Origin of the sequence: Endozoicomonas sp. OPT23, from assembly GCF_009653635.1 — a bacterium.
GTDB lineage: Bacteria > Pseudomonadota > Gammaproteobacteria > Pseudomonadales > Endozoicomonadaceae > Endozoicomonas_A.
Genome location: NZ_PPFD01000002.1, coordinates 129,217 through 149,904, shown reverse-complemented (window position 1 = coordinate 149,904; position 20,688 = coordinate 129,217). Strand labels below are relative to the sequence as shown.

Genomic DNA, 20,688 nt, shown 5'->3' with positions numbered 1-20,688 from the left:
ACAGAATGCTTTTAACAAAAATACGACAAAATAACTTTAAAAGTTAGAAACAAGCAATAAAAATACTATAAAATGCCCTAGAACGTCTTGAAACAACTGTTTGAATAAGTAACTATTACTGACCAAACAATAAGAAAAACCAACACAAAAAAAATAATAATAAAACCAAGGATCCCATACATGAAAGATGTAACCCCCTTGACTGCACGAACGCCTCGTGGCCGTTTGATGCTGGCACCTGCCGCCGCCGGATTTATGCTGGCCGGCTCTATGCTGATAGCTCCCGCTCATGCCTATGACTTTGATCTGGCTGATGGTTCTGTTGAAGGTTCTCTGAATACAACCATTTCGGTTGGTACAAAATATGACCTGAAAGGGTATGAGACTACAACTGACAGTAATACTGGTGCACCAACCAGTGGTCGAAACTCTAATGATGGCCTTCGATCATTTGATGGAGGTTTTGTCAGCAAAGCCCTCAAACTGTCTTCTACCCTGGAATTGAAAAAAGACAACTACGGCCTGTTTGTTCGTGGTACTGCTTTTTACGACGACGTCCTGATCAATGGTAAAAACAAGTGGGCGGAAAATAACGCCGAAGACTTTGCGAAATACCCTGATGTACTGGGTGATCAGACCGGAACCTTCTCCGGCTGGAGTGATGAAGTAAAAGACAACCAGGGTCGTGGTGTAAAACTTCAGGAAGCCTATGTTTATGGCAGCCACACCTTTTCCGGTGGCGAAGAATTCACCCTGCGTGTTGGTAACCAGACTCTGGATTGGGGCGAGACCCTGTTTTACGGTGGCGGTCTCAAGAACCTGAACGCCTATGACTTTGCCCTGAACAGCATTCCCGGTTCAGACAATGATCTGCTCCTGCCTCAGGGTATGGTTCAGATGGACTTCAAATTCAACGACCAGTTGAGTGCTTCCGGCTTTATTCAGTATGACTGGGAAAAATCTGTATCACTGGGCCGTGGTACTTTTGGATCTAATCTGGATATTTTCGTTCCGGGGCAGGATTTGGCTTATAGCAAGCTTCCTGAAGGCTTAAAAAACCAGCTATTTGCAGGTGCTCTTGGTGCTGCAGACATTAAACCAACCGGCGACTTTTTCAAAGTTGCAGATTTGACTACTAGTAACGCTAAAGACAAAGATCAGTTTGGCTTCAAACTGAACTACAAACCTGAATTTCTTAAAGATACAGAGTTTGGGCTTCATTACGCGAAGTACAACTCCAGACTACAGTTCATTGATATAAAGCTGGATGAAAATGCCGTCCAGAATCTTGGATCAAGAGCTCAAGCAGCTGGCGCATCCTTAACTCAACTGGCTCAAAACCTTGCATTAAGTGGACAAACTGCCTTACTTCCACTTTTGGGAATTGATAGTGCAGCTGGTATCAGAAAAACTGCTGGCACCTTAGCTGCTCTGGGAATGTTAAACAACGACGTCACTGCGACTACAGCATATCCTGAGGGTATTGAAGTATATGGCCTGACATTCAATACCAAAGTATTTGGCTATACGCGAATTGCGGGCGAGTTAACCTACCGACCAAATGCTCCAATTTATGTAGATCACCCTGATGACATTTTGTATCAAGCTACAGTTGGCGCCGGACAAGTTTTAGGTGGTGGCAAAATGAATCCATCCCTTGCTGAACCTGGCCGAGAATACACCAATTACGGCAGCTGGTATCGAAACTCTAAAGAAGTAGAGCTCTATAATGGCTCCCTTTCTGTCGTTCAACCCTTTGGCGCAGTACTTGGCACAGATTTGATGTACGTAGTTGCTGAAGGCGCTTTCGAGCTGATCTCCGGTCTTGATGATTTTGACCGTTACACTGCAAAGGGCGCTGAAGCTTATGCTACTGAAGCGAATCCAGACCAGACCGCCGACGATCGCCTCGACAAACTCAGCATGGGTTACAACCTGATGCTGGGCGCCAACTGGAACAACGTTGGTATGCAGGGGTTGAACCTGAAATCCACTTTCCGCTGGACTCATGACTTCAAGGGTAACTCCCACCGTCTGGGTCGTTTTGAAGAAGGTGAGAAGAAGATCAATATGGGTCTGACTGCTGAATACAACGATGTAATTGGTAAGCTGACCTGGGGTGGTGATGCCAAGAACGTTCTGCGTAAAGGTGTGATTACCGGCTCTGTTGGTTACAAGTTTTAATCGAATAAACTCTAACTGGGCAATGCTTGTTAGGGCATAGCCTCTACATAGCCTCTACAAAGATAAAGGCCAGAGATTCATCAATCTCTGGCCTTTTATTAACTCCGCTTTCCAACTCTTTCTATCAGTTTTTCTTATTCAGGATCAGATAATCCATTTCTTCTTTTGAAATACCTGCAAGCTTCTTCCTTTCTCCCCAATAAAACGCCGCTCCAAGAACCAGCCAGATCAAGCACGCCCACCAGCTTTCTTCTGCCATTACACCAGGACTTCCTGGGACGGTCAGTAACAGCAGGATGCCAAAAGAAAGTAGCCCTCCTAATAGAGACACAAACTTTCTACCATTCTTCCAGGCACTGAAGCAGGTGTACATATAGCCAAAAGCAGTACCCAGTGCGGCCATATCCACCACCCAGATAATCACATTGCGACCGAACAACGGAGCGACTAAAGCTAATAGCACAGAGAAAATAATGGCATGCCGCGGCACATGGTGTTCACCTTCCACTTTGGTAAACCAGTCAGGAAGCACCTTTGCCCGCCCCATGGAAAACAGCAGCCGACTGGTTGCAACCATAAAGCCATTAATACCGGTGCAAACCCCCATACTGATCGCAACGGCCAGAAAGATAATACCCGTCTTACCCACTGCGGCTTCCAATGCGAAACCGGTAAACCATTCATGATCTTCGGCAACCAGCTCCTGCCAAGGCAACACCACAGCTGTTGCCAGCAGTACCGCAACATAAATCAAAGAGCCGACGACTATAGCGTAAGTAATCAGTTTACTGGCCAGTGCTGGCTTGAATTCATACTCTTCCGCTGACTGAGGAATAGTATCGAAACCAACAAACAAGAAAGGAGCAATGGCCAGAATTTTAAGAACCCCAGCCCAAGCCTCTCTTTCCTGACTAAAGAATGGGGTCAGATGAGCAGCAGATGAAAGATCAGACGTTGCTGCACCAGAAGCAATAATGGCAACAGCGATAATCAGCATCGCCACCATATAAGTTTGCGTCTGCGAGACCAACTTTGAGCCAATAATATTAAGAAAGCCAAATAACAGAATCGCACCACCGGCCAACACCAGCTCACCCAGATAAATATCATCATTGGCAATACTGTATAGATAGCCCCAACTGAGTAGGTCAGGGTCGATAAACTGTACCAGCAAAGTCAGAGCTGTTGCATTCAGCGGAATAATACTGACGTAGCCAAGCGCTAAGAACCAGCCACAGGCAAAAGCATGGTTGCGACCAAAACCATGGTAAGCGTAAGCAAATTCGCCACCTGAAACGGGCAGCCTGGCAATCATATAGCCATAGCTTTTTCCTATGATCAGCATGATTAAGCCACCCAGTAAAATACCCAGCACAGCTCCCAAAGGTCCTGCCATCTGCAGCATGCTGCCAGGAAGGATAAAGCAGCCAAAACCAATAATAGATCCGGTTGCTAACGCAAGGACGCCTGCAGGGTTAATAGACTTTTCGAGGGTAATTCGTTTTCGATCGGACTCAGACAATGAGTGATCCATCACAGGTTTTCCAGTTGAGGGCATATAAATAAGAATAGATAAAATTGAAAAGCCCGGCAGAATACCGGGCTTAGGGATAAATGTCAGGTTCGATTATCAGGCATTTGGGTCAATAATGACCACACCGCCTTTTCTCTTCGCAATATCCTGACAAGCCATGTAGTCACGCTCACTACTGATAAAGAAAGCAGGCGTAAATGTAGAAGTGAACTGTCCCACTTCAACACCGGTAATAGGTGCTGCAGTATTATTCATTGGGTAGCAGACCATGTTTTCAGTCTTGGCTTTGTTTTCATCAGCCTGGGCAAACGGCATGGCGATCATCAGTGCAGCTGCAGTCAGAGCAATCAGTTTCATTTTAAATCTCCCTGTTATTTGAAGGAGCTGGATTTATCGGCGGAGTCAGAATGAATTAAAGTGCAGCCTGACTCTGCGAGGGGAAAACTGCGACCGGAGGTTTGTACTGCAACTCTGATGGTAGTCCGTCTGAAAATAATGACTGAAAGATGACTACCACTTTGATCATCAAGCCTTTCGACCGTGGATATTGGTTGGCTTCATTATTGAAGATAATCACTTGCCTGAAATTGATCTGCAGCAATTAAACAATCGTTTGAAATGACTTCAACGGCAATTACTTACGTGAGGAATAAAGTAAAATTCAGACTAAAGTCGAAAAGGCATAAAACCTCGTTCCTGATACTGTTAGCGGGCGCATCTCGAATAAGAAAATTATAATAGGAGAGGCTTTCAGTGGCTCACTCACAAGATCAACAAAAAACGGCGGCCGCCGCCTACTGGAAGGAGAATGTAAGTCTCCTTCTAAAATTGCTTGTAATATGGTTTGCCGTCTCTTTTGGCGCCGGCATCCTTTTCGTCGACTTCCTTGACCAGTTCCAGCTCGGTGGCTTCCCACTAGGGTTCTGGTTTGCCCAACAAGGCTCTATCTACGCATTCGTGATTCTGATCTATGTCTACGCATGGAAAATGAACAAGCTGGACCGTAAGTACAACGTTCAGGAAGGAGACGCGTAAGATGAGCACGGAATTATTAACTTACCTGTTTGTAGGCGTGACCTTCACGCTGTACATAGGTATAGCAATCTGGAGCCGTGCCGGCTCCACCAGTGAATACTATGTTGCCGGTAAAGGCATACACCCGATTGCCAATGGTATGGCAACCGGTGCTGACTGGATGTCGGCAGCGTCGTTTATCTCCATGGCCGGTATTATCTCTTTTGTAGGCCGTGACGGTGCTGTTTACCTGATGGGCTGGACCGGTGGTTATGTACTGCTGGCCATGTGCCTGGCACCTTACCTGCGCAAATTCGGCAAGTTTACTGTGCCTGACTTTGTTGGTGAGCGTTACTACTCCCAGATCGCCCGTGTTGTGGCGGTTATCTGCGTTATCTTCATCTCCTTCACGTATGTGGCAGGGCAGATGCGCGGCGTAGGTATTGTATTCTCCCGTTACCTCGAAGTGGACATCGTCAGTGGCGTACTGATCGGTATGGGTATCGTATTCTTCTACGCTGTACTCGGCGGCATGAAGGGTATCACCTACACCCAGGTAGCCCAGTATTGTGTAATGATCTTTGCCTTTATGGTTCCTGCGATCTACATCTCCATGCTGATCACCGGCAACCCAATCCCACAGCTGGGCTTTGGTTCAGAAGTGACAGGAACGGGAATGTCTGTGCTTGAAAAGCTCGACGGGCTCTCGGCAGAACTTGGCTTTGCCCAGTATACGGATGGTTCTAAATCAACCATCGACGTATTCTTTATTACCATGGCCCTGATGGTCGGTACCGCCGGTCTGCCACACGTAATCGTACGCTTCTTCACCACTCCAACAGTACGTGATGCTCGTAAGTCTGCCGGTTTCGCTCTGCTGTTCATTGCGATTCTGTACACCACTGCTCCTGCAGTAGCCAGCTTTGCCCGTATCAACCTGCTGAACACCGTAAGTGAAGCGTCCTATAAAGAACTGCCAAAGTGGTTCTCTAACTGGGAAAACTCCGGTCTGATCGCCTGGGTTGATAAGAACGAAGACGGCAAGATTCAGTACACTGCCGGTAAGTCTTTTGCTGGTAAGCCATCCTTCACCGACGAACGTGGTGAAAGCGGCGAGCGTCTGATCAACAATGCTCCGACTGAAGGCGTTAACGAACTCTATGTAGACCGTGACATCATGGTACTGGCTAACCCTGAAATTGCAGGTCTGCCAGGCTGGGTTATCGCATTGATTGCAGCAGGTGGTCTTGCAGCAGCCCTGTCTACAGCAGCCGGTTTGTTGCTGGTAATTTCAACATCGGTATCCCATGACTTGTTGAAACAGAACCTTGCTCCCAATATTTCTGATAAACAGGAACTGCTGGCAGCACGGATAGCGGCAGGTGCAGCAATAGTAATAGCCGGTTTGTTCGGTATCTATCCACCCGGATTCGTGGCGCAGGTAGTTGCCTTCGCGTTCGGTCTGGCAGCGGCGTCTTTCTTCCCTGCCATCCTGATGGGTATTTTCTACAAGCGCATGAACCGTGAAGGTGCTGTGTCCGGTATGATCGCCGGTCTGGCATTCACCTTTGCCTACATTGTGTACTTCAAGTTTGTTAACCCTGCGGATAACAATCCTGAACACTGGTGGTTCGGTGTATCTCCAGAAGGTATCGGTACTCTGGGTATGATCATCAACTTCTCGGTTTCCTTCGTAATCTGCCATCTGACTGCGCCGCCACCACAGCACATTCAGGACCTGGTTGAAGAAATCCGTGTACCAAGCAGCAACAATGCAGCCGCTCCTGTAGAAGGTGGTCAAACTGCTAATGCATAAGTTGATATGATCGCCTGATCCATTCAACCGGTTTCATCCAATTGGCGGACTTTTTTAAGTCCGCCTTTTTTGTTTCCGTAAGTGTGCAGACACACGTGATCGAATATTAGATTGTCATTTCCCCGCCGTAGGCGGGGAAATGCATACGAATTCAAATGTCCGAGTACTTATTAAAGTACTGTGACGGTTTACAGTCATAGTCACAGGTTGAGCCGAGTAGTGTGAAGCTCAACATTGATTTATTAATTTTCCATGTTAGCGTGTTGGGTTTCGCTCTGCTCTACCCAACCTACATTGATATTCAGGAGTCAGGCTTGAGTTTAAAAACAGTTTTTATTACCGGTGCGACTTCCGGTTTTGGTGAAGCCTGCGCCCGCCGTTTTGCTAAAGAAAGCGGCTGGCAACTGGTGATTACTGGCCGCCGTCAGGAGCGTTTGGCAAAACTGCAAGTTGAATTGTCAGACCACTGTCCGGTACACACTATTCAAATGGATGTTCGTGATGAACAAGCCATTAAACAAGCTGTGGATAACCTGCCTGAAGCCTTCTCCGATATTCATACCCTGATCAACAACGCCGGTCTGGCACTGGGCACTAAGCCTGCTGACCAGTGTGATACACAGCAGTGGATGGATATGATTGATACCAACATCAAGGGACTGGTTCATATGACCCACGCCCTGCTGCCTGCTCTGAAGAAGAACAATTCCGGCAGCATTATCAATCTGGGCTCAGTTGCTGGCACCTACCCTTACCCGGGCGGCAATGTTTACGGCGGAACCAAAGCTTTTGTTCGACAGTTTTCCCTGAACTTGCGCAGCGATCTTCTCGGAACCGGTATTCGCGTAACCAACATTGAGCCTGGAATGGCTGAGACCGAGTTTTCAGTGGTTCGTTTTGATGGTGACCAAACTAAAGCTGACAACGTCTACGACGGTATGACGCCTCTTTCTCCCGATGATATTGCCGAGACCATTTACTGGGTCGCCAGTCGCCCTGCTCACGTCAATATCAACACCATGGAAATGATGCCGGTTCAGCAGGCGTTTGCTCCTTTCACAGTCGACAGAAAGAACTGATGAATCAGATACTTTCATGTAAAAAATCACGTCATAAAAAGTGAAAGTCTGACAAACGATGTCAGTGACTTCTTCTTTCCGTAATACTACGGATGGTAGAAGTTATTGGTCATTTAACAAACCAATGATTGATCATTTTTTGATCAGAACGTTAAGCTCAGTAGACATCAACTGTTCAGAAGTTATCCACAGGAAATCCAGAGGGTTGATCAGGGTTTCTGTTGAAAGAAATAACGAAAGTCGAATGACTTAATATAAGTACAAACCACTCCCCGGAAGATCTGCATCACCAGATTTGTCTACGAACTGAAATAATCATTGTTTTTGCATCCAAAACTGGATACTTAACGTATGTTGTTTATACCCGACGTTAAGCGTGTGGACACACGTAATCGAATATTAAATTGCTGATTCGTACGCTGGGTACTTATTTACACCCAGGCAGTATCTTTGGAGTTTCATGAATACGCATTTTCGGCCACAGGTTTTCCTTCTATGGTTGACCCTTTTTCTGTGCTCTTTTGTCAGCAGAAGTTATGCACTATCCACAGACTGGCTGATTAATCCACAGCAGCCGGAAGCCAAGGTTCAGCTGATACTGTCTGGTGAAATTAATCCACAGGATAAAACGGTTACTGCGGCACTGGATGTGAAATTGTCTGGTGAGTGGAAAACCTATTGGCGCTCACCGGGAGATGCGGGCATTCCTCCCGTTATCGACTGGAAAATAGACTCTCCAAATGGGAGTAAGAACCTCGAAAGCGTTGAATGGCTCTGGCCTTTACCGCACAGAATTGAACTGCTTGGGCTCCATACTCTCGGTTATAAAAACGGTGCCGTCTTCCCACTGATTTTGAAAGTACATGACCTTAATCAGCCTGTAGCATTGAATGGCCGATTGAGACTCTCCTCCTGCACAACCATTTGTGTACTGACTGATTACGATATTCAGCTGGATTTCACACCTTCTCAGCTGAAATCAGATACAAACGCTTCCTTCAGGATTGATCGGGCACTCTCCACAGTTCCTGCTTTAATGCCTGACACTGGTATCAGCGCTGAGAAAGCAGTATTTGATCCAGTGACTAAGCAGCTTGAGATTGCCGCTCAGTCAACAGCGGGCTGGAATGAAAAAACCGATGTCATTATCGATGGCCTGGAAGATATCTCTTTCAGTCTTCCTGCCGTTCGAACAGATGGATCTCAACTCAATGCTACCGTGGATGTTTCCAGCTGGCTGGGTGAGTTTGAGCTTAAAGATAAAAATCTCACGATCACTCTGATCAATGGCAACAATGCCAGTGAACAATCAATAAACGTAATTGAGGGTATTGTATCTTCTGAAGAGGTAACCAGCGCCAGCCTGATTCTGATGCTGGGGTTTGCCCTGCTGGGAGGCCTGATACTAAACCTGATGCCCTGTGTGCTGCCTGTGCTCGGAATGAAGCTGTCCTCTGTCGTTCAGGCCGCAGGACAGAAGCGGTCGAAAACACGTCAACAGTTTCTGGCGTCCGCCGCAGGCATTATTTTTTCCTTCTGGATTCTGGCCGGTTTTCTCTTCATTCTGAAAATCACTGGCGGCAGTATTGGCTGGGGCATTCAGTTCCAGAATCCATGGTTTATTGGTTTTATGGTTGCCATCACGGCTCTCTTTGCTGCCAACCTTCTGGAAGTGTTTGAGATACGTCTGCCTTCCTTTATGTCCACCAAAGTCGCTGAAGCTGGCGATGACAGTGTTGCCGGTCACTTTGTACAGGGCATGTTTGCGACACTGTTAGCCACCCCTTGCTCGGCTCCATTCCTTGGCACTGCAGTAGCCTTCGCTCTTTCCAGCAGCAGTTTTGAACTGTTCCTGATTTTCACGGCTCTGGGTCTGGGTCTGTCACTGCCTTATATTTTAATTGCTGCAAGACCTTCCCTGCTGAAGTGGATGCCGAAACCAGGCATGTGGATGGTTAACCTGCGCCGTGTTCTGGCACTGATGCTGATAGCAACCATGCTTTGGCTGTTTAGTCTATTGAAAGCATTCGTGGATATTCAGTGGCTGGCGTTGGTTATGCTCTTTGTTTCTACATTACTGTTTACTGCCATAGTCATTCGATTCAAGCCTAACTGGAGCAAGGCCAAAGCTGTTTCGCTGGCATTGGCACTGGCACTTTCCTCTGTCGCACTCACTGGCTGGCTGACAGGTTCATTGCCTAGAAATCAGCAACAGAAAGAAGTATTGAACTGGCAACCACTAAACCAAGCTCAGATAGCCACGCTGGTCAACGAAGGTAAAACAGTCTTTGTCGATGTGACTGCCGACTGGTGTGTGACCTGCAAAGCCAACAAGCTGGCGGTAATAGATAACGACCCAGTTCAAACTCTGCTGCAGAAAGACAATATAATTTTGATGAAAGGCGACTGGACTCGTCCATCCGATGAGATCAGTGCGTTTCTGCAAAAATACGGACGCTTTGGTGTGCCGTTTAATATAGTCTACGGCCCTGATGCACCAAAAGGCCTGCCTTTACCGGTAATTCTAAGCTCGGATTCTGTTGTGAATGCAGTAAATAAGGTTTCTTCCCAGTGAGTGTGGCAAACACTGACAAAAGAATCTCAATATTTGTGTACCCGCCTTCGGCGGGTACACAAATAGTATGAACATTCGATTGCAGGTGTCCAAACACACAGTGGGCAAAATACTAACAACTCATAGATGAGAGATATGAAAAAAGCACTCTTTCTTGCCGGTTCCATGTTGCTGGCCTCAAGCAGCCTGAGCGCTGCAACTCTGGATGACCAACAGCAACAACAGGTTAAAGATCTGGTTCGTGAAACCCTGATCAAGAATCCTGAAATTCTGATCGAAGCCATGACCGAATACCGCAAGCGTGAAGCCATGGCTCAACAGCATGCCGAGTCCAAGACTCTGGAAGACCGTAACGCTCTGCTGTTTAACGATCCAGACTCGCCATTTATTGGCAACCCTGACGCCAAACTGACCATCACCTTGTTCTCTGACTATAACTGCGGCTACTGCAAGCGTCAGGACCCTGTACTGCAACAACTGGTTAAAGAAAACCCGGATGTTAAGGTTGTGATTAAAGAGCTGCCTATTCTGGGCCCTGAGTCTCTGGAAGCTGCCAACTATGCCATGGCTGTTTTCCAGCAGGACAAGAAAAAATACATCGCGGTTAATAATCGCCTGATCTCCAAGCCTGGCCGTCATTCCAGCAGCTCTATCAAAGCAGCACTGAAGGCTGAAGGTGTCGACGTGGACAACCTGAAGATTGACGACAAGGTTCAGAAGAAGATTCAGGAAAACATACAGCTGGCTCAGGAGCTAGGCATCAGAGGTACACCAGCACTGGTTTTCTCTGATCAGGTTCTGAAGGGTTACACCCAGATGCCTGCGCTGAAAGAGATGATTGCCAAGCGTCTTAAGTAATCATTTTTTAAGAGCTAGCTTGAACAGCTCGCTTTTGGAGTAAAGCTTCGAAGCAGCTTCGAGAACAAAAAAACCCGGCACTGATAGCCGGGTTTTTTATCATTTCATTTTTTCCGTGATCAATTACAGAATAGAAACGATGCAGTCTTTACGGTTTTTACCGGAGCGAGTCAGGTATTCGTTGAAGTCTGCAGGAATACGGCCGGTCGTTGCACCTTCCCACTGAACACGGGAACCTTCACCGTTTTCATATTCAAACTTGTAACGCTGACGCTGCTTGCCCTTGCCTTTGTGAGGCTTCTCTTCAGTTGCTGCACCTGCAATGTCGTCCATGGACAGACCTTTTTCAGACATCAGGCTGATGACAGCAGCAATGTCGTCACGCTTACGCTGAACTTCTTCTTCATTAGCCTCGGACTCGTCCACCTTTTCCTGGTGAATAGCTTCGACTCTTTTAATTATGCTTTCCAGGTCTTCGACATGCATATCCTGAAACAGTTTTCGCAACTGCATTTTTGATTTCAGGACATTAAGGGACTCTTCAAAAATATTCATTATTTATTAAACCGAGAAAAAGGGCATTACGGGCAGGTGCGAAAATAACATTGCCCTGATTTGCTGTAAACCGTCAAATAAGAGTTATGGCAATTAAAAAACAAAACAGATACAGACAGTAATAAATGGAGCCAATAAAAAAAACAAAAAAAAGCTATTGACGATTATCCAAATAGAACGATGTTTGAACCGTATCTGTTCGTTATATCTTAAACTGTTTAAACATCACTCTATCCCACATTTCAGATTTGCCGGCACTGCCTGATCTATGCGAGCCGGTTTTGGAAGATTAAGCTTTTTCATCTGCTCTATATATTCTTCTTTAGTCGAGACTTTTAACCTCGGATTCCACTCAAACTCTTCTCTCAGAGTACTTTCTGTCATTCCATGGTAGTCATGAGCCGGGTAAATTCTTGTATGCTCTGGTAGCTTTTTCAACTTTTCAAATAAGCTATGATATTGCTCATTGGCAGAGCCATTTTGAAAATCCGTTCTCCCTGTCCCTCTTATCAGGAGAGTATCTCCTGTTAGAAGTATTGGTCTGGATTCACAATCAATAAAAAAACAATAGGAGTCGTCAGTATGACCAGGAGTATGTATTGCTCTGATTCCCAGTGCATCTAACTGAATTAAATCACCATCATTAAACGTATCTGTGACCCCTTCTGAATAGGACGGCTCACCCTGAAGAAGACGACACCCTGTTTCTTTTTTGAGCAAACCAGAGGCCGTTATATGGTCAGCATGAATATGACTGTCCATAACAATTTTTAAATTCAGGGATAATTCCTTCAACTGATTTAAATAGAGTTCAGTCTGTCCTTTTACAGAGTCAACAATCACGGCCTTTCGGCTTTGCTTATCAGCCAATAAGTAGCTAAACGCGCAACTCTCTGTATCAAAATACTGCCGAAAAAACATACTGCCTCGTACCAATTAGCCATAACCGACTGCAGCTTCAGGATAGGATAAAAATCGAAGGGGTGATGCAATAAAGAGCAAAATGAGCCAATGACGGTGCTTGTTACTAGCGGTGTTCTACCATTGGCTCAGATTTAATTATGCCGGCTCGGTTTTCTTCAGCTCCTCTGCCCGCAGATCCTTTCGAAGTACCTTACCAACGGGAGTCATAGGCAACTCATCCCTGAACTCGATCTTACGAGGCACTTTATAAGCTGTCAGCTGCTCCCTGCAAAATGCCTGCAACTCCTGCTCGGTAATTGTTTTGTCCTGAGGAATAACAAAAAGTTTAACCGCTTCACCGGTCTTTTCATCTGGAATACCTATGGCCGCGCAGTTCAGTACTTTCTCATGCCGAGACACTACATCCTCAACTTCATTGGGATATACATTAAAGCCGGAAACCAGAACCATGTCCTTCAGGCGGTCAACAATACTGATATAACCATCCTCTCGAACAACAGCGATATCGCCAGTTCTAAACCAGCCATCATCACTGAGTACTTCTGCGGTATCTTCCGGGCGCTGCCAGTAACCGGCCATCACCTGAGGGCCCTGAACACAAAGCTCACCCGCCTCACCGAAAGACAGCTCTTTACCTTCATCGTCGACAACCTTGATCGATGTATAAGGCATAGCTACACCGACAGTTCCATCTTCAACATACTCACCACCCGGATTAACGGAAACGATTGGCGAAGTCTCTGACAGCCCGTAACCTTCACCTATACGACAGCCCGTAACCTTGTGCCAACGGTCCGCTGTTGATTGCTGTAGAGCAGTGCCACCCGAGGTTGTGATTTTCAACTCAGAAAAATCAAGACTGCTGAACTCAGGGTGATTCATCAGGCCGACAAACAGGGTATTCAGACCAATAAAGGAATCCAGTTTGTAGGGCTTGATCGCCTTGATAAAGCCGTCGATATCTCTTGGGTTAGCAATCAGAATATTATGTGCACCCAAAGAAAAGTACGACAGCATATGCACCGTGAACGCGTAGATATGGTACAGAGGCAACGGTGCTACAACAGTATCGCCTTCAGGCCGAGTGTACGGCGAACCATCGGCAAACACCTGGCCGCGCATGGACTCTGTCTGCAACACATTACTCAACAGATTTCCATGAGTCAGCATGGCTCCCTTTGCGACACCTGTTGTTCCCCCAGTGTATTGCAGCACAGCTAGCTGGTCTTTAGAGACAGCCTTTGCTGGCTGGTATTGCGTCTTTGCTCCCAGCCCCAATACGTCTCTGAAGCTCAAAGCCGTTGGCAAAGTGTAAGGTTGCACCATTTTTTTCAGGTGCTTCACCGCCAGGTTAATAAAGGGCCTCTTTGGCCAGGAAAGCAAATCTCCCAAGCCGGTAACCACCAGATGCTCAACACCGGTTTCAGCAAGAATATCTTCCACCAGATGCCCCACAATATTGACGCAGATAAGCGCCTTTGCACCGGAGTCATTAAACTGGTGTTTCATCTCTCGAGCGGTGTAGAGAGGGTTGGTGTTAACCACTACCATACCCGCTTTAATCACACCGAAAGCGGCGATCGGATATTGCAGGATATTGGGCATCTGAATCGCAACCCGATCTCCTGCTTCAAGTGTCGTGTGGTTTTGAAGCCAGGCTGCAAACTGATCACTGAGACGGTCTATATCCTTGAAACTCAGGGTTTGACCCATTCCGGTAAAAGCGGGTTTATCTCCATGCCTTGAGACTGCATCAGCGATTAGTGCCTGCAGGTTATCAAAGCGGTTCAGGTCAACCTGATCGGAAATGCCGGGTGCGCGTTTGCCATTCCAGAAACTGGCATCCATGAATCAACCCTCGTTTTATTATTTTTAATCTGGTTGTCAGGCACGAGTTCACTGCTTGGAAATGTACCTGTGTCGTCGTCGATATGTTGAGTAAGACCAACATTCAAACGTTTGTTTGGAACAGAATCATACCTGCTTGAGATGAATACTTGAACGTTTTTGTTCGTATACGTAAGAAGAAGTTGACGTCTAATCTCGCGAAAATAGATACAGAAGAGCCAACTTCAGTAATTCTTCACGGAACTTTTCCTGCTCAAGAATATCAGGATCATCGGTTACGGCAGACAACATCACACCTTCTATAGCTCTGGTCAGGATGAAGGCCTTAAATCGACACTGCTCTGGAGAGAGTTCTGAATGATGACGGCCAATCACATCGCTGATCCATTGCCCTGTAGCCTGCATCCAGGATTGCTGACCATCAATATAAGGCTGACTGCCCACGTAATACTCGGACTGGTGCTGCTGATAAAAATACTGATGTAGCTTTACAAACCGTTTCTGCGCAGTCAGTAGCGTATCGACCATATAGACAATGGCCTCATCGGGTTTTACGTCCTGGCTGATTTCATTGAACAGAGGCATCAGGGAATCAATCTCTTCAGCCACCATCAGCTCATAGGTGTAAGCGACGATGCTCTCTTTATTATCGAACCAGCGATAAAGTGAGCCAATGTTCACCTCAGCCACTTCAGCGATGTAATTAGTATTGAGAGCATCGGGGCCTTCATTTTTGAGAATCTTACGACAGGCTTGAACTATTGCAGCAACAATCTTTCTGGAACGCTGCTGGGTTGGCTCTCGTCTGTTGAGAGTAACTTGCTGATTTATCATATTTCTTTTTCCAGCAAATAGAGTGCCCAGCTATTCTACTTAGGCTGGAATAAACAAAAATCAGCCATTCAGATAGTCTCTGTCTGATTCATATACTTTCATTCCTTCAATAGTATAATTCCCGAGCATTTTTCAATTCGGTCAGCCAGTTAGATGAGTCGTACAATCTTTGACACCCCGGTTATCAATAGTTTTTTCCGTGCCATTTCCCTGATTGGGTTAAAGCTGGCCGGTTGGAAAATGACTGAGGAATACCCTAAAGCCAAAAAATATGTATTGATTGCAGCGCCGCATACCAGTAACTGGGACTTTGTGTTTCTGATTGCCATCGCCTTTGCCTACCGCATCAAGGTGTCATGGATGGGAAAGAACACCCTGTTTAAAGGGCCTGCAGGCCCTGTCATGCGCTGGATGGGTGGTATTCCGGTTGAGAGAAGTCAAAAAACAGGCTTGGTTCAACAGGTCGTTGATCGCTTTAATGAATCGGACAACCTGGTGGTAACCATTCCACCAGAGGGCACTCGCAGTAAGGTTCAGGAGTGGAAAAGTGGTTTCTACCATGTAGCAAATGGTGCTGGTGTACCAATTGCCCTTGGCTTTCTGGATTTTAAAAAGAAACTGGGTGGTTTTGGACCTATGTTCCACACCACGGGTAACTATGAAGCAGATCTTAAAGAGATTCAGGCTTTCTATAAAAACATCAGCGGCAAGATTCCTCATCAGTTTTAAAGCCATTAAATGGATAAGTATCAAAAAATAACCAATCTGTAGCCTTCAAAAGCAGGTAGCAGATTGGTTATTCCTTATCTACTGCGACTCTCACAGGGAGACAAGCAACAAAATGGTAGCCATAAACACCTGTAAGATAGCGGCCAAAAACAGTATCTATTGCTGAAAAATAGCGATAGAATGTGCGGCTTTCTGCAGAACGAACATTGATCCAGATCAAAACAACCGTTCTTGCAAGATGTCCTGGTACTCCGTTTCGACCGGCTTTGTGCGTAATCACGCCAACCATTTTGGCCGGTCCTGCCCCCTCAATCGGGATTCTCAACGAAGTCATGGACACCCAGTAAAAGCCTCTCTTTTATGAAAAAAGAAAGGCTGATCAGTGTGCCCAGAGACTGCTCACAGCATAAGACCGGAACCATTTGCCCCGGCTGCGAGTCAGACTGTCTATCGCAAACGCACTGATCTCTATCATCGCGTATTTTCTCGGAGCACTTGATGTCTGAAAACGACTCAACCGTAACTGAACAACCATCCATTACTTTCGCTGACCTCCCGCTGTCTGAAGCGGTACAGAAAGCTGTGCAGGACGTTGGCTACGAAACGCCATCCCCTATCCAGGCTCAAAGTATCCCTTACATTCTGGAAGGCAGAGACCTGCTGGGACTGGCACAGACCGGTACCGGTAAAACGGCGGCTTTCGCACTGCCTCTGTTGTCCAAGATCGATCTGAAACAGCGCTCGCCACAGGTTCTGGTTCTGACACCAACCCGTGAATTGGCTATTCAGGTAGCTGAAGCTTTCCAAACTTATGCTCGCAACATGACAGGCTTCCATGTACTGCCTGTATACGGCGGTGCTGACATGCGTGGCCAGCTGCGCAGCCTGCAACGCGGCGCTCACGTTATCGTTGGTACTCCTGGCCGTGTTATGGACCACCTGCGTCGTGACAGCCTGAAGCTGGATGGCCTCAAGGCCGTGGTTCTCGATGAAGCCGACGAAATGTTGCGCATGGGCTTTGTTGATGACATCGAATGGATCATGGAGCAGACACCTAAAGAACGTCAGGTTGCACTGTTCTCTGCCACTATGCCACGTCAGATCCGCAAAATTGCCGACACGCACCTGAACAACCCTGTCACTGTTGAGATCAAGGCGAAGACTGCCACTGTTGATACCATCACTCAGAAAGTGTGCATGGTCAGCGGTTTCAACAAACTGGACGCACTGACCCGTATTCTGGAAGTCGAAGCCTTCGACGCCATGATCATCTTCGTTCGCACCAAGACTGCTACTGTGGAGCTGGCTGAAAAGCTGGAAGCTCGTGGTTTTGCAGCAGCGGCCCTGAACGGTGACATGAGTCAGGCTCTGCGTGAGAAAGTAGTAGATCGTCTGAAGAAAGGCTCTCTGGACATTTTGATCGCTACTGACGTAGCAGCTCGTGGTCTGGACGTTGAGCGTATGTCTCACGTTGTTAACTACGACATTCCTTACGACACCGAAGCTTACGTTCACCGTATCGGTCGTACTGGTCGTGCCGGTCGTGAAGGTGTTGCGATTCTGTTCGCTACGCACCGTGAACGTCGTATGCTGCGTTCTATCGAACAGGCTACCCGTCAGCGCATCGAAACCATGAACCTGCCATCCATGCGTGATGTTCGTGACGTGCGCATCAAGGCGTTCAAGGACGATGTTCTGAAAGCCCTGGACATGGGTGAACAGCTGGACACATTCCGCGAAATCGTGGGTGAACTGGCGACAGAAAATGATCTGAGCCCTGAAGATCTGACGGCTGCGCTGTGCTTCCTCGCTCAGAAAGATCGTCCGTTCCCGGATGGCAAAGAGCCTGAGCGTACACAACGCGAGCGTCGTGAACGCAATGATCGCAATGATCGCGGTGACAGAGGCGATCGTCGCGGTGATAGAGGCGATCGTCGCGGTGCTGATCGTGGTGACAGAGCTGAACGTCCTCGTCGTGACCGTCGTGAAGACAATGAAGGCAAGGTTCGCTATCGTGTAAGCGTTGGTCGTGACCAGGGCATCACTCCAGGAGACCTGGTGGGTGCTATTGCTAACGAGAGCAAGATCTCCGGTCGTGACATCGGTCATATCCGTTTGTTTGACAACTGCTCTTCTATCTACCTGCCAGAAGGCGTAGATGCTTCCACTCTGGATAACCTGAAGAGCATTAAAGTTCGCAACAAGGCTCTGGAACTCAGTGCCTGGGTTGATGATGGTCGTGAGCGTGACTCCCGCCCACCTCGTCGCCCACGTCGTGAGGGTGACAGCCCTCGTCGTGGTGGTGAGCAGCGCGGTGAAAGAAACGATCGCGGTGGTGAACGCCGTCAGCGTCGTCCTCGTAAAGAAACACAGAGCTGATTAATCAGTCCTGTCGTTAGCTTTGCAGAAAGGCAGATCATTTGATCTGCCTTTTTTTTATGCCTGCCTCTCCTCTCTTATCCTTACCCACATTACCCACTCGCAGTATGACTCTCCGAAAAAGGCCGATAGAATTGCCATAAAAGAATAATAAAGGCAGGCCCATATGCTTTATGTCTCTCATTCGTCAGGGAAAGGACGTGGTGTTTTTTCCAACAAGAAAATTCAGCGGGAAACCATTATCGAACGCTGCCCTGTTCTTGAACTTCCGCCAGAGCAACTTGAAAATATCGACCAGACCGAGCTCTATAACTATTATTTCAGTTGGGGAAAAGAGATGAAAGCCGGTGCTCTTGCTCTTGGACTGGGATCCATATACAACCACTCTTATACGCCCAACGCCCTTTATCGTCTGGATATGGATGATGGTGTCATTGAGTTTCTGGCCATAAAAAATATTCCTGCTAATGAAGAAATCACCATAAACTACAACGGGTCTCCCATGGATCAGTCACCTCTATGGGGTAAAATTGACTGGCAAAAATAACCACTATCTTAATCAAGGTTTATGTACTCGGCTGTTTTCATCTTCAGGATAGTTCCCCATATTTTTAACAGCCAGAATTAGGCGCTTGCTCTTTTTCATTGCTGCTACACTGTCGTAGGGCTCATCTGCGGAAGACTTCATATCATGTGGAAACTCGGTCGATACAGCTTGCTGCTGACTGCAGGAAGTATGATTACTGCCTGTGGCATGCTTCAGGAAGGTGCAGTGGTCACTCCGGCAGCTGTTGAGGAAAAAACCTGGGTACTTTTAAATATTGATGGTCAACCGCCTATAGACAGTAGAAGAGTAACACTGACGTTTGATGTTCAGGGAGCAACAGAAGGCCGCTTTAAAGGTAAAGGTCCCTGCAACAATTACTTTGGTAACTATAAAATCAAGAATAACGAGCTGACTCTGGTTCGTCCCGGCTCGACTCGCCTACTCTGCCTGCCTGAAATCATGCAACAGGAAGACCGCTTCCTGTCTGCTTTTCAAGGTGTGGACCAGATGCTGATGTCCAATGACAGGTTGATCATCAACAATCGTGATATGAATCGAAAACTGGTATTTATACCAGAGTCCGAAGTTGTCAGCGGTAAGGTCAAACCCGCCAAGGGCTCTTTCCCGGCAGGAACCATGGTTAGAGTACAACTGCGGGATAACGGTAAACCTGGCAATCGTTACGGGTTGATTGGCGAGCAAAAAATCAGACTAAAACATCGTCTGGACGCACCGCTTCAGTTCGAATTACCCTATGCGCCATCACTAGTACAGACAGGGCACAGCTATTCTGTGTACGCAGAGGTCAGGCATAAAGGAAAGCTGATCTCTCAAGGGCACGTCACTGACGCAGTGAATATTCCGAGCCCTTAAAACATCATATTACGACCCAAGCTCACTGTTTTTCTCAAAAATGTGGTTCAGCAGGTTAGCCAATCGGTAGCCTGCTATAACGATTCTTTGCTCAGATATTCTTTGTCCTTCTTTTATATATTCAGCGCTCAAGGCACTGCCTGATCGAATACCTTTCAAAGCAAACTGCTTTTGAATTTCCAGACTTTCCGTTGCCCACTTCAGAGGATTTAACTCATTGAGATCAGGCAGGGCTGCTTTATCAGTACGAGCTAACAGTTTCTTTGAGAAGCGAGCAATATTCCGATTAGCTTTTTTGTCTTCCATTCTGTCCGGCGGGAATGCCAAAACACCTGAGTCCCAAAGGCTAGCGAGATTATCAATGGTTTCGTCATGGAACTTAACCGGGCTGATTCTGAACGCCTTATAACACTTTTTACTGCTCTCAGGCCTGTCATCGCGATCATCACAAACGTGCATCGGGCTGTGAAGATCCTGACTGACATGAATCAGAGCTCGCAGCATAAAAGCGCGACTGAACATGCTTGATTTGGTACTGGACAGGGTATCAACCGCTTCATTAACCAACCAGACGCCGTGCTGTTGATACGGCCCATGGACCTTCCCATTCTTAACACTTTCTTCACTGATTGTGTGCCAATAGCCTGTTACCCATAACCCCCTTCCCTTAACACCATCCATCCACGATGAAGACCGGACAAAGTCATCCGTTTTAGGTTCTACATTCTGGAATTCTCTGATCAGCAGTTTTACCTCTCTGCGAACATCAGGTTTCAGGTTCTGCCAGGTGATCCAGCTACTGGTCATATGAGCAGCATCAAACCAGCCATAAACAGATGAAGATATAAGAAAGGTCACAGCAATTAGGAGACGTAGCATTGTCTTTCCACTGATTCTGACGGTTTATCTTAAATTCAGCATAGCCAAAGATTTTGAATT

The 20,688-nt window shown here is 46.9% G+C and carries 18 protein-coding genes; 10 read left to right on the top strand and 8 right to left on the bottom strand.

The genetic code is table 11. The features are described from left to right. Positions 1–180 precede the first annotated feature (180 nt). Positions 181–2,184, top strand: a complete 2,004-nt coding sequence (locus tag EOPP23_RS02550; protein WP_153764420.1) for a DUF1302 domain-containing protein — start codon at positions 181–183, stop codon at positions 2,182–2,184. A gap of 124 nt (positions 2,185–2,308) precedes the next feature. Here the strand turns inward: EOPP23_RS02550 and EOPP23_RS02545 are convergent, their stop codons facing one another. Then, positions 2,309–3,718 (bottom strand): APC family permease, encoded by a 1,410-nt coding sequence (locus EOPP23_RS02545; protein ID WP_153764419.1) that lies wholly within the window; start codon positions 3,716–3,718, stop codon positions 2,309–2,311. 96 nt (positions 3,719–3,814) lie between these two features. Beyond that, positions 3,815–4,075 carry a hypothetical protein gene (locus tag EOPP23_RS02540; RefSeq protein WP_153764418.1) on the bottom strand — a complete coding sequence of 87 codons (261 nt, stop codon included), beginning with the start codon at positions 4,073–4,075 and terminating at the stop codon, positions 3,815–3,817. A 396-nt stretch (positions 4,076–4,471) separates the two neighbouring features. On the opposite strand from EOPP23_RS02540, the gene EOPP23_RS02535 reads away from it, so the two are divergent. The 5 genes from EOPP23_RS02535 (at position 4,472) to EOPP23_RS02515 (ending at position 11,060) form a co-directional block, all read left to right on the top strand. Next, a complete protein-coding gene (locus EOPP23_RS02535; RefSeq protein ID WP_370514588.1) occupies positions 4,472–4,753 on the top strand; it encodes a DUF4212 domain-containing protein in 282 nt (93 codons plus the stop codon). Position 4,754: 1 nt separating this feature from the next. Continuing rightward, a complete protein-coding gene (locus EOPP23_RS02530) occupies positions 4,755–6,548 on the top strand; it encodes a sodium:solute symporter family protein (protein WP_153764417.1) in 1,794 nt (597 codons plus the stop codon). 314 nt (positions 6,549–6,862) lie between these two features. Further along, entirely contained in the window at positions 6,863–7,627 is a 765-nt protein-coding gene (locus tag EOPP23_RS02525; RefSeq protein ID WP_153764996.1) for an SDR family oxidoreductase, read from the top strand. A gap of 460 nt (positions 7,628–8,087) precedes the next feature. After that, complete coding sequence (locus EOPP23_RS02520) at positions 8,088–10,202, top strand: protein-disulfide reductase DsbD (protein ID WP_153764416.1); 2,115 nt, start codon at positions 8,088–8,090, stop codon at positions 10,200–10,202. A 135-nt stretch (positions 10,203–10,337) separates the two neighbouring features. Continuing rightward, on the top strand, positions 10,338–11,060 hold the full coding sequence (locus EOPP23_RS02515; protein ID WP_194842466.1) for a DsbA family protein: 723 nt from the start codon (positions 10,338–10,340) through the stop codon (positions 11,058–11,060). Between the two features lie 123 nt (positions 11,061–11,183). Here the strand turns inward: EOPP23_RS02515 and EOPP23_RS02510 are convergent, their stop codons facing one another. From EOPP23_RS02510 to EOPP23_RS02495, 4 genes are all read right to left on the bottom strand, one after another. Further along, positions 11,184–11,615, bottom strand: coding sequence for an H-NS family nucleoid-associated regulatory protein (locus tag EOPP23_RS02510; protein ID WP_153764414.1), 432 nt, complete (start codon positions 11,613–11,615; stop codon positions 11,184–11,186). Positions 11,616–11,840: 225 nt separating this feature from the next. Then, positions 11,841–12,536, bottom strand: a complete 696-nt coding sequence (locus tag EOPP23_RS02505) for an MBL fold metallo-hydrolase (protein ID WP_153764413.1) — start codon at positions 12,534–12,536, stop codon at positions 11,841–11,843. Between the two features lie 138 nt (positions 12,537–12,674). Beyond that, positions 12,675–14,387, bottom strand: a complete 1,713-nt coding sequence (locus tag EOPP23_RS02500) for an AMP-binding protein (protein WP_153764412.1) — start codon at positions 14,385–14,387, stop codon at positions 12,675–12,677. 189 nt (positions 14,388–14,576) lie between these two features. Then, complete coding sequence (locus EOPP23_RS02495) at positions 14,577–15,221, bottom strand: TetR/AcrR family transcriptional regulator (RefSeq protein WP_153764411.1); 645 nt, start codon at positions 15,219–15,221, stop codon at positions 14,577–14,579. Between the two features lie 153 nt (positions 15,222–15,374). On the opposite strand from EOPP23_RS02495, the gene EOPP23_RS02490 reads away from it, so the two are divergent. Then, positions 15,375–15,950, top strand: coding sequence for a lysophospholipid acyltransferase family protein (locus tag EOPP23_RS02490; RefSeq protein WP_153764410.1), 576 nt, complete (start codon positions 15,375–15,377; stop codon positions 15,948–15,950). 67 nt (positions 15,951–16,017) lie between these two features. Here EOPP23_RS02490 and EOPP23_RS02485 read toward each other — a convergent pair whose 3' ends face one another. Next, the gene (locus EOPP23_RS02485) at positions 16,018–16,284 is read right to left on the bottom strand and encodes a hypothetical protein (RefSeq protein ID WP_153764409.1); all 267 of its coding nucleotides are present in this window, start codon (positions 16,282–16,284) and stop codon (positions 16,018–16,020) included. A 164-nt stretch (positions 16,285–16,448) separates the two neighbouring features. Here EOPP23_RS02485 and EOPP23_RS02480 point away from each other — a divergent pair, with 164 nt between their 5' ends. From EOPP23_RS02480 to EOPP23_RS02470, 3 genes are all read left to right on the top strand, one after another. Then, entirely contained in the window at positions 16,449–18,329 is a 1,881-nt protein-coding gene (locus tag EOPP23_RS02480) for a DEAD/DEAH box helicase (RefSeq protein ID WP_153764408.1), read from the top strand. Between the two features lie 166 nt (positions 18,330–18,495). Beyond that, complete coding sequence (locus EOPP23_RS02475; RefSeq protein WP_153764407.1) at positions 18,496–18,876, top strand: SET domain-containing protein; 381 nt, start codon at positions 18,496–18,498, stop codon at positions 18,874–18,876. A gap of 144 nt (positions 18,877–19,020) precedes the next feature. Further along, on the top strand, positions 19,021–19,749 hold the full coding sequence (locus tag EOPP23_RS02470; protein WP_153764406.1) for an META domain-containing protein: 729 nt from the start codon (positions 19,021–19,023) through the stop codon (positions 19,747–19,749). 9 nt (positions 19,750–19,758) lie between these two features. On the opposite strand, the gene EOPP23_RS02465 is transcribed toward EOPP23_RS02470, so the two are convergent. Then, complete coding sequence (locus EOPP23_RS02465; protein WP_153764405.1) at positions 19,759–20,628, bottom strand: S1/P1 nuclease; 870 nt, start codon at positions 20,626–20,628, stop codon at positions 19,759–19,761. Positions 20,629–20,688 lie beyond the last annotated feature (60 nt).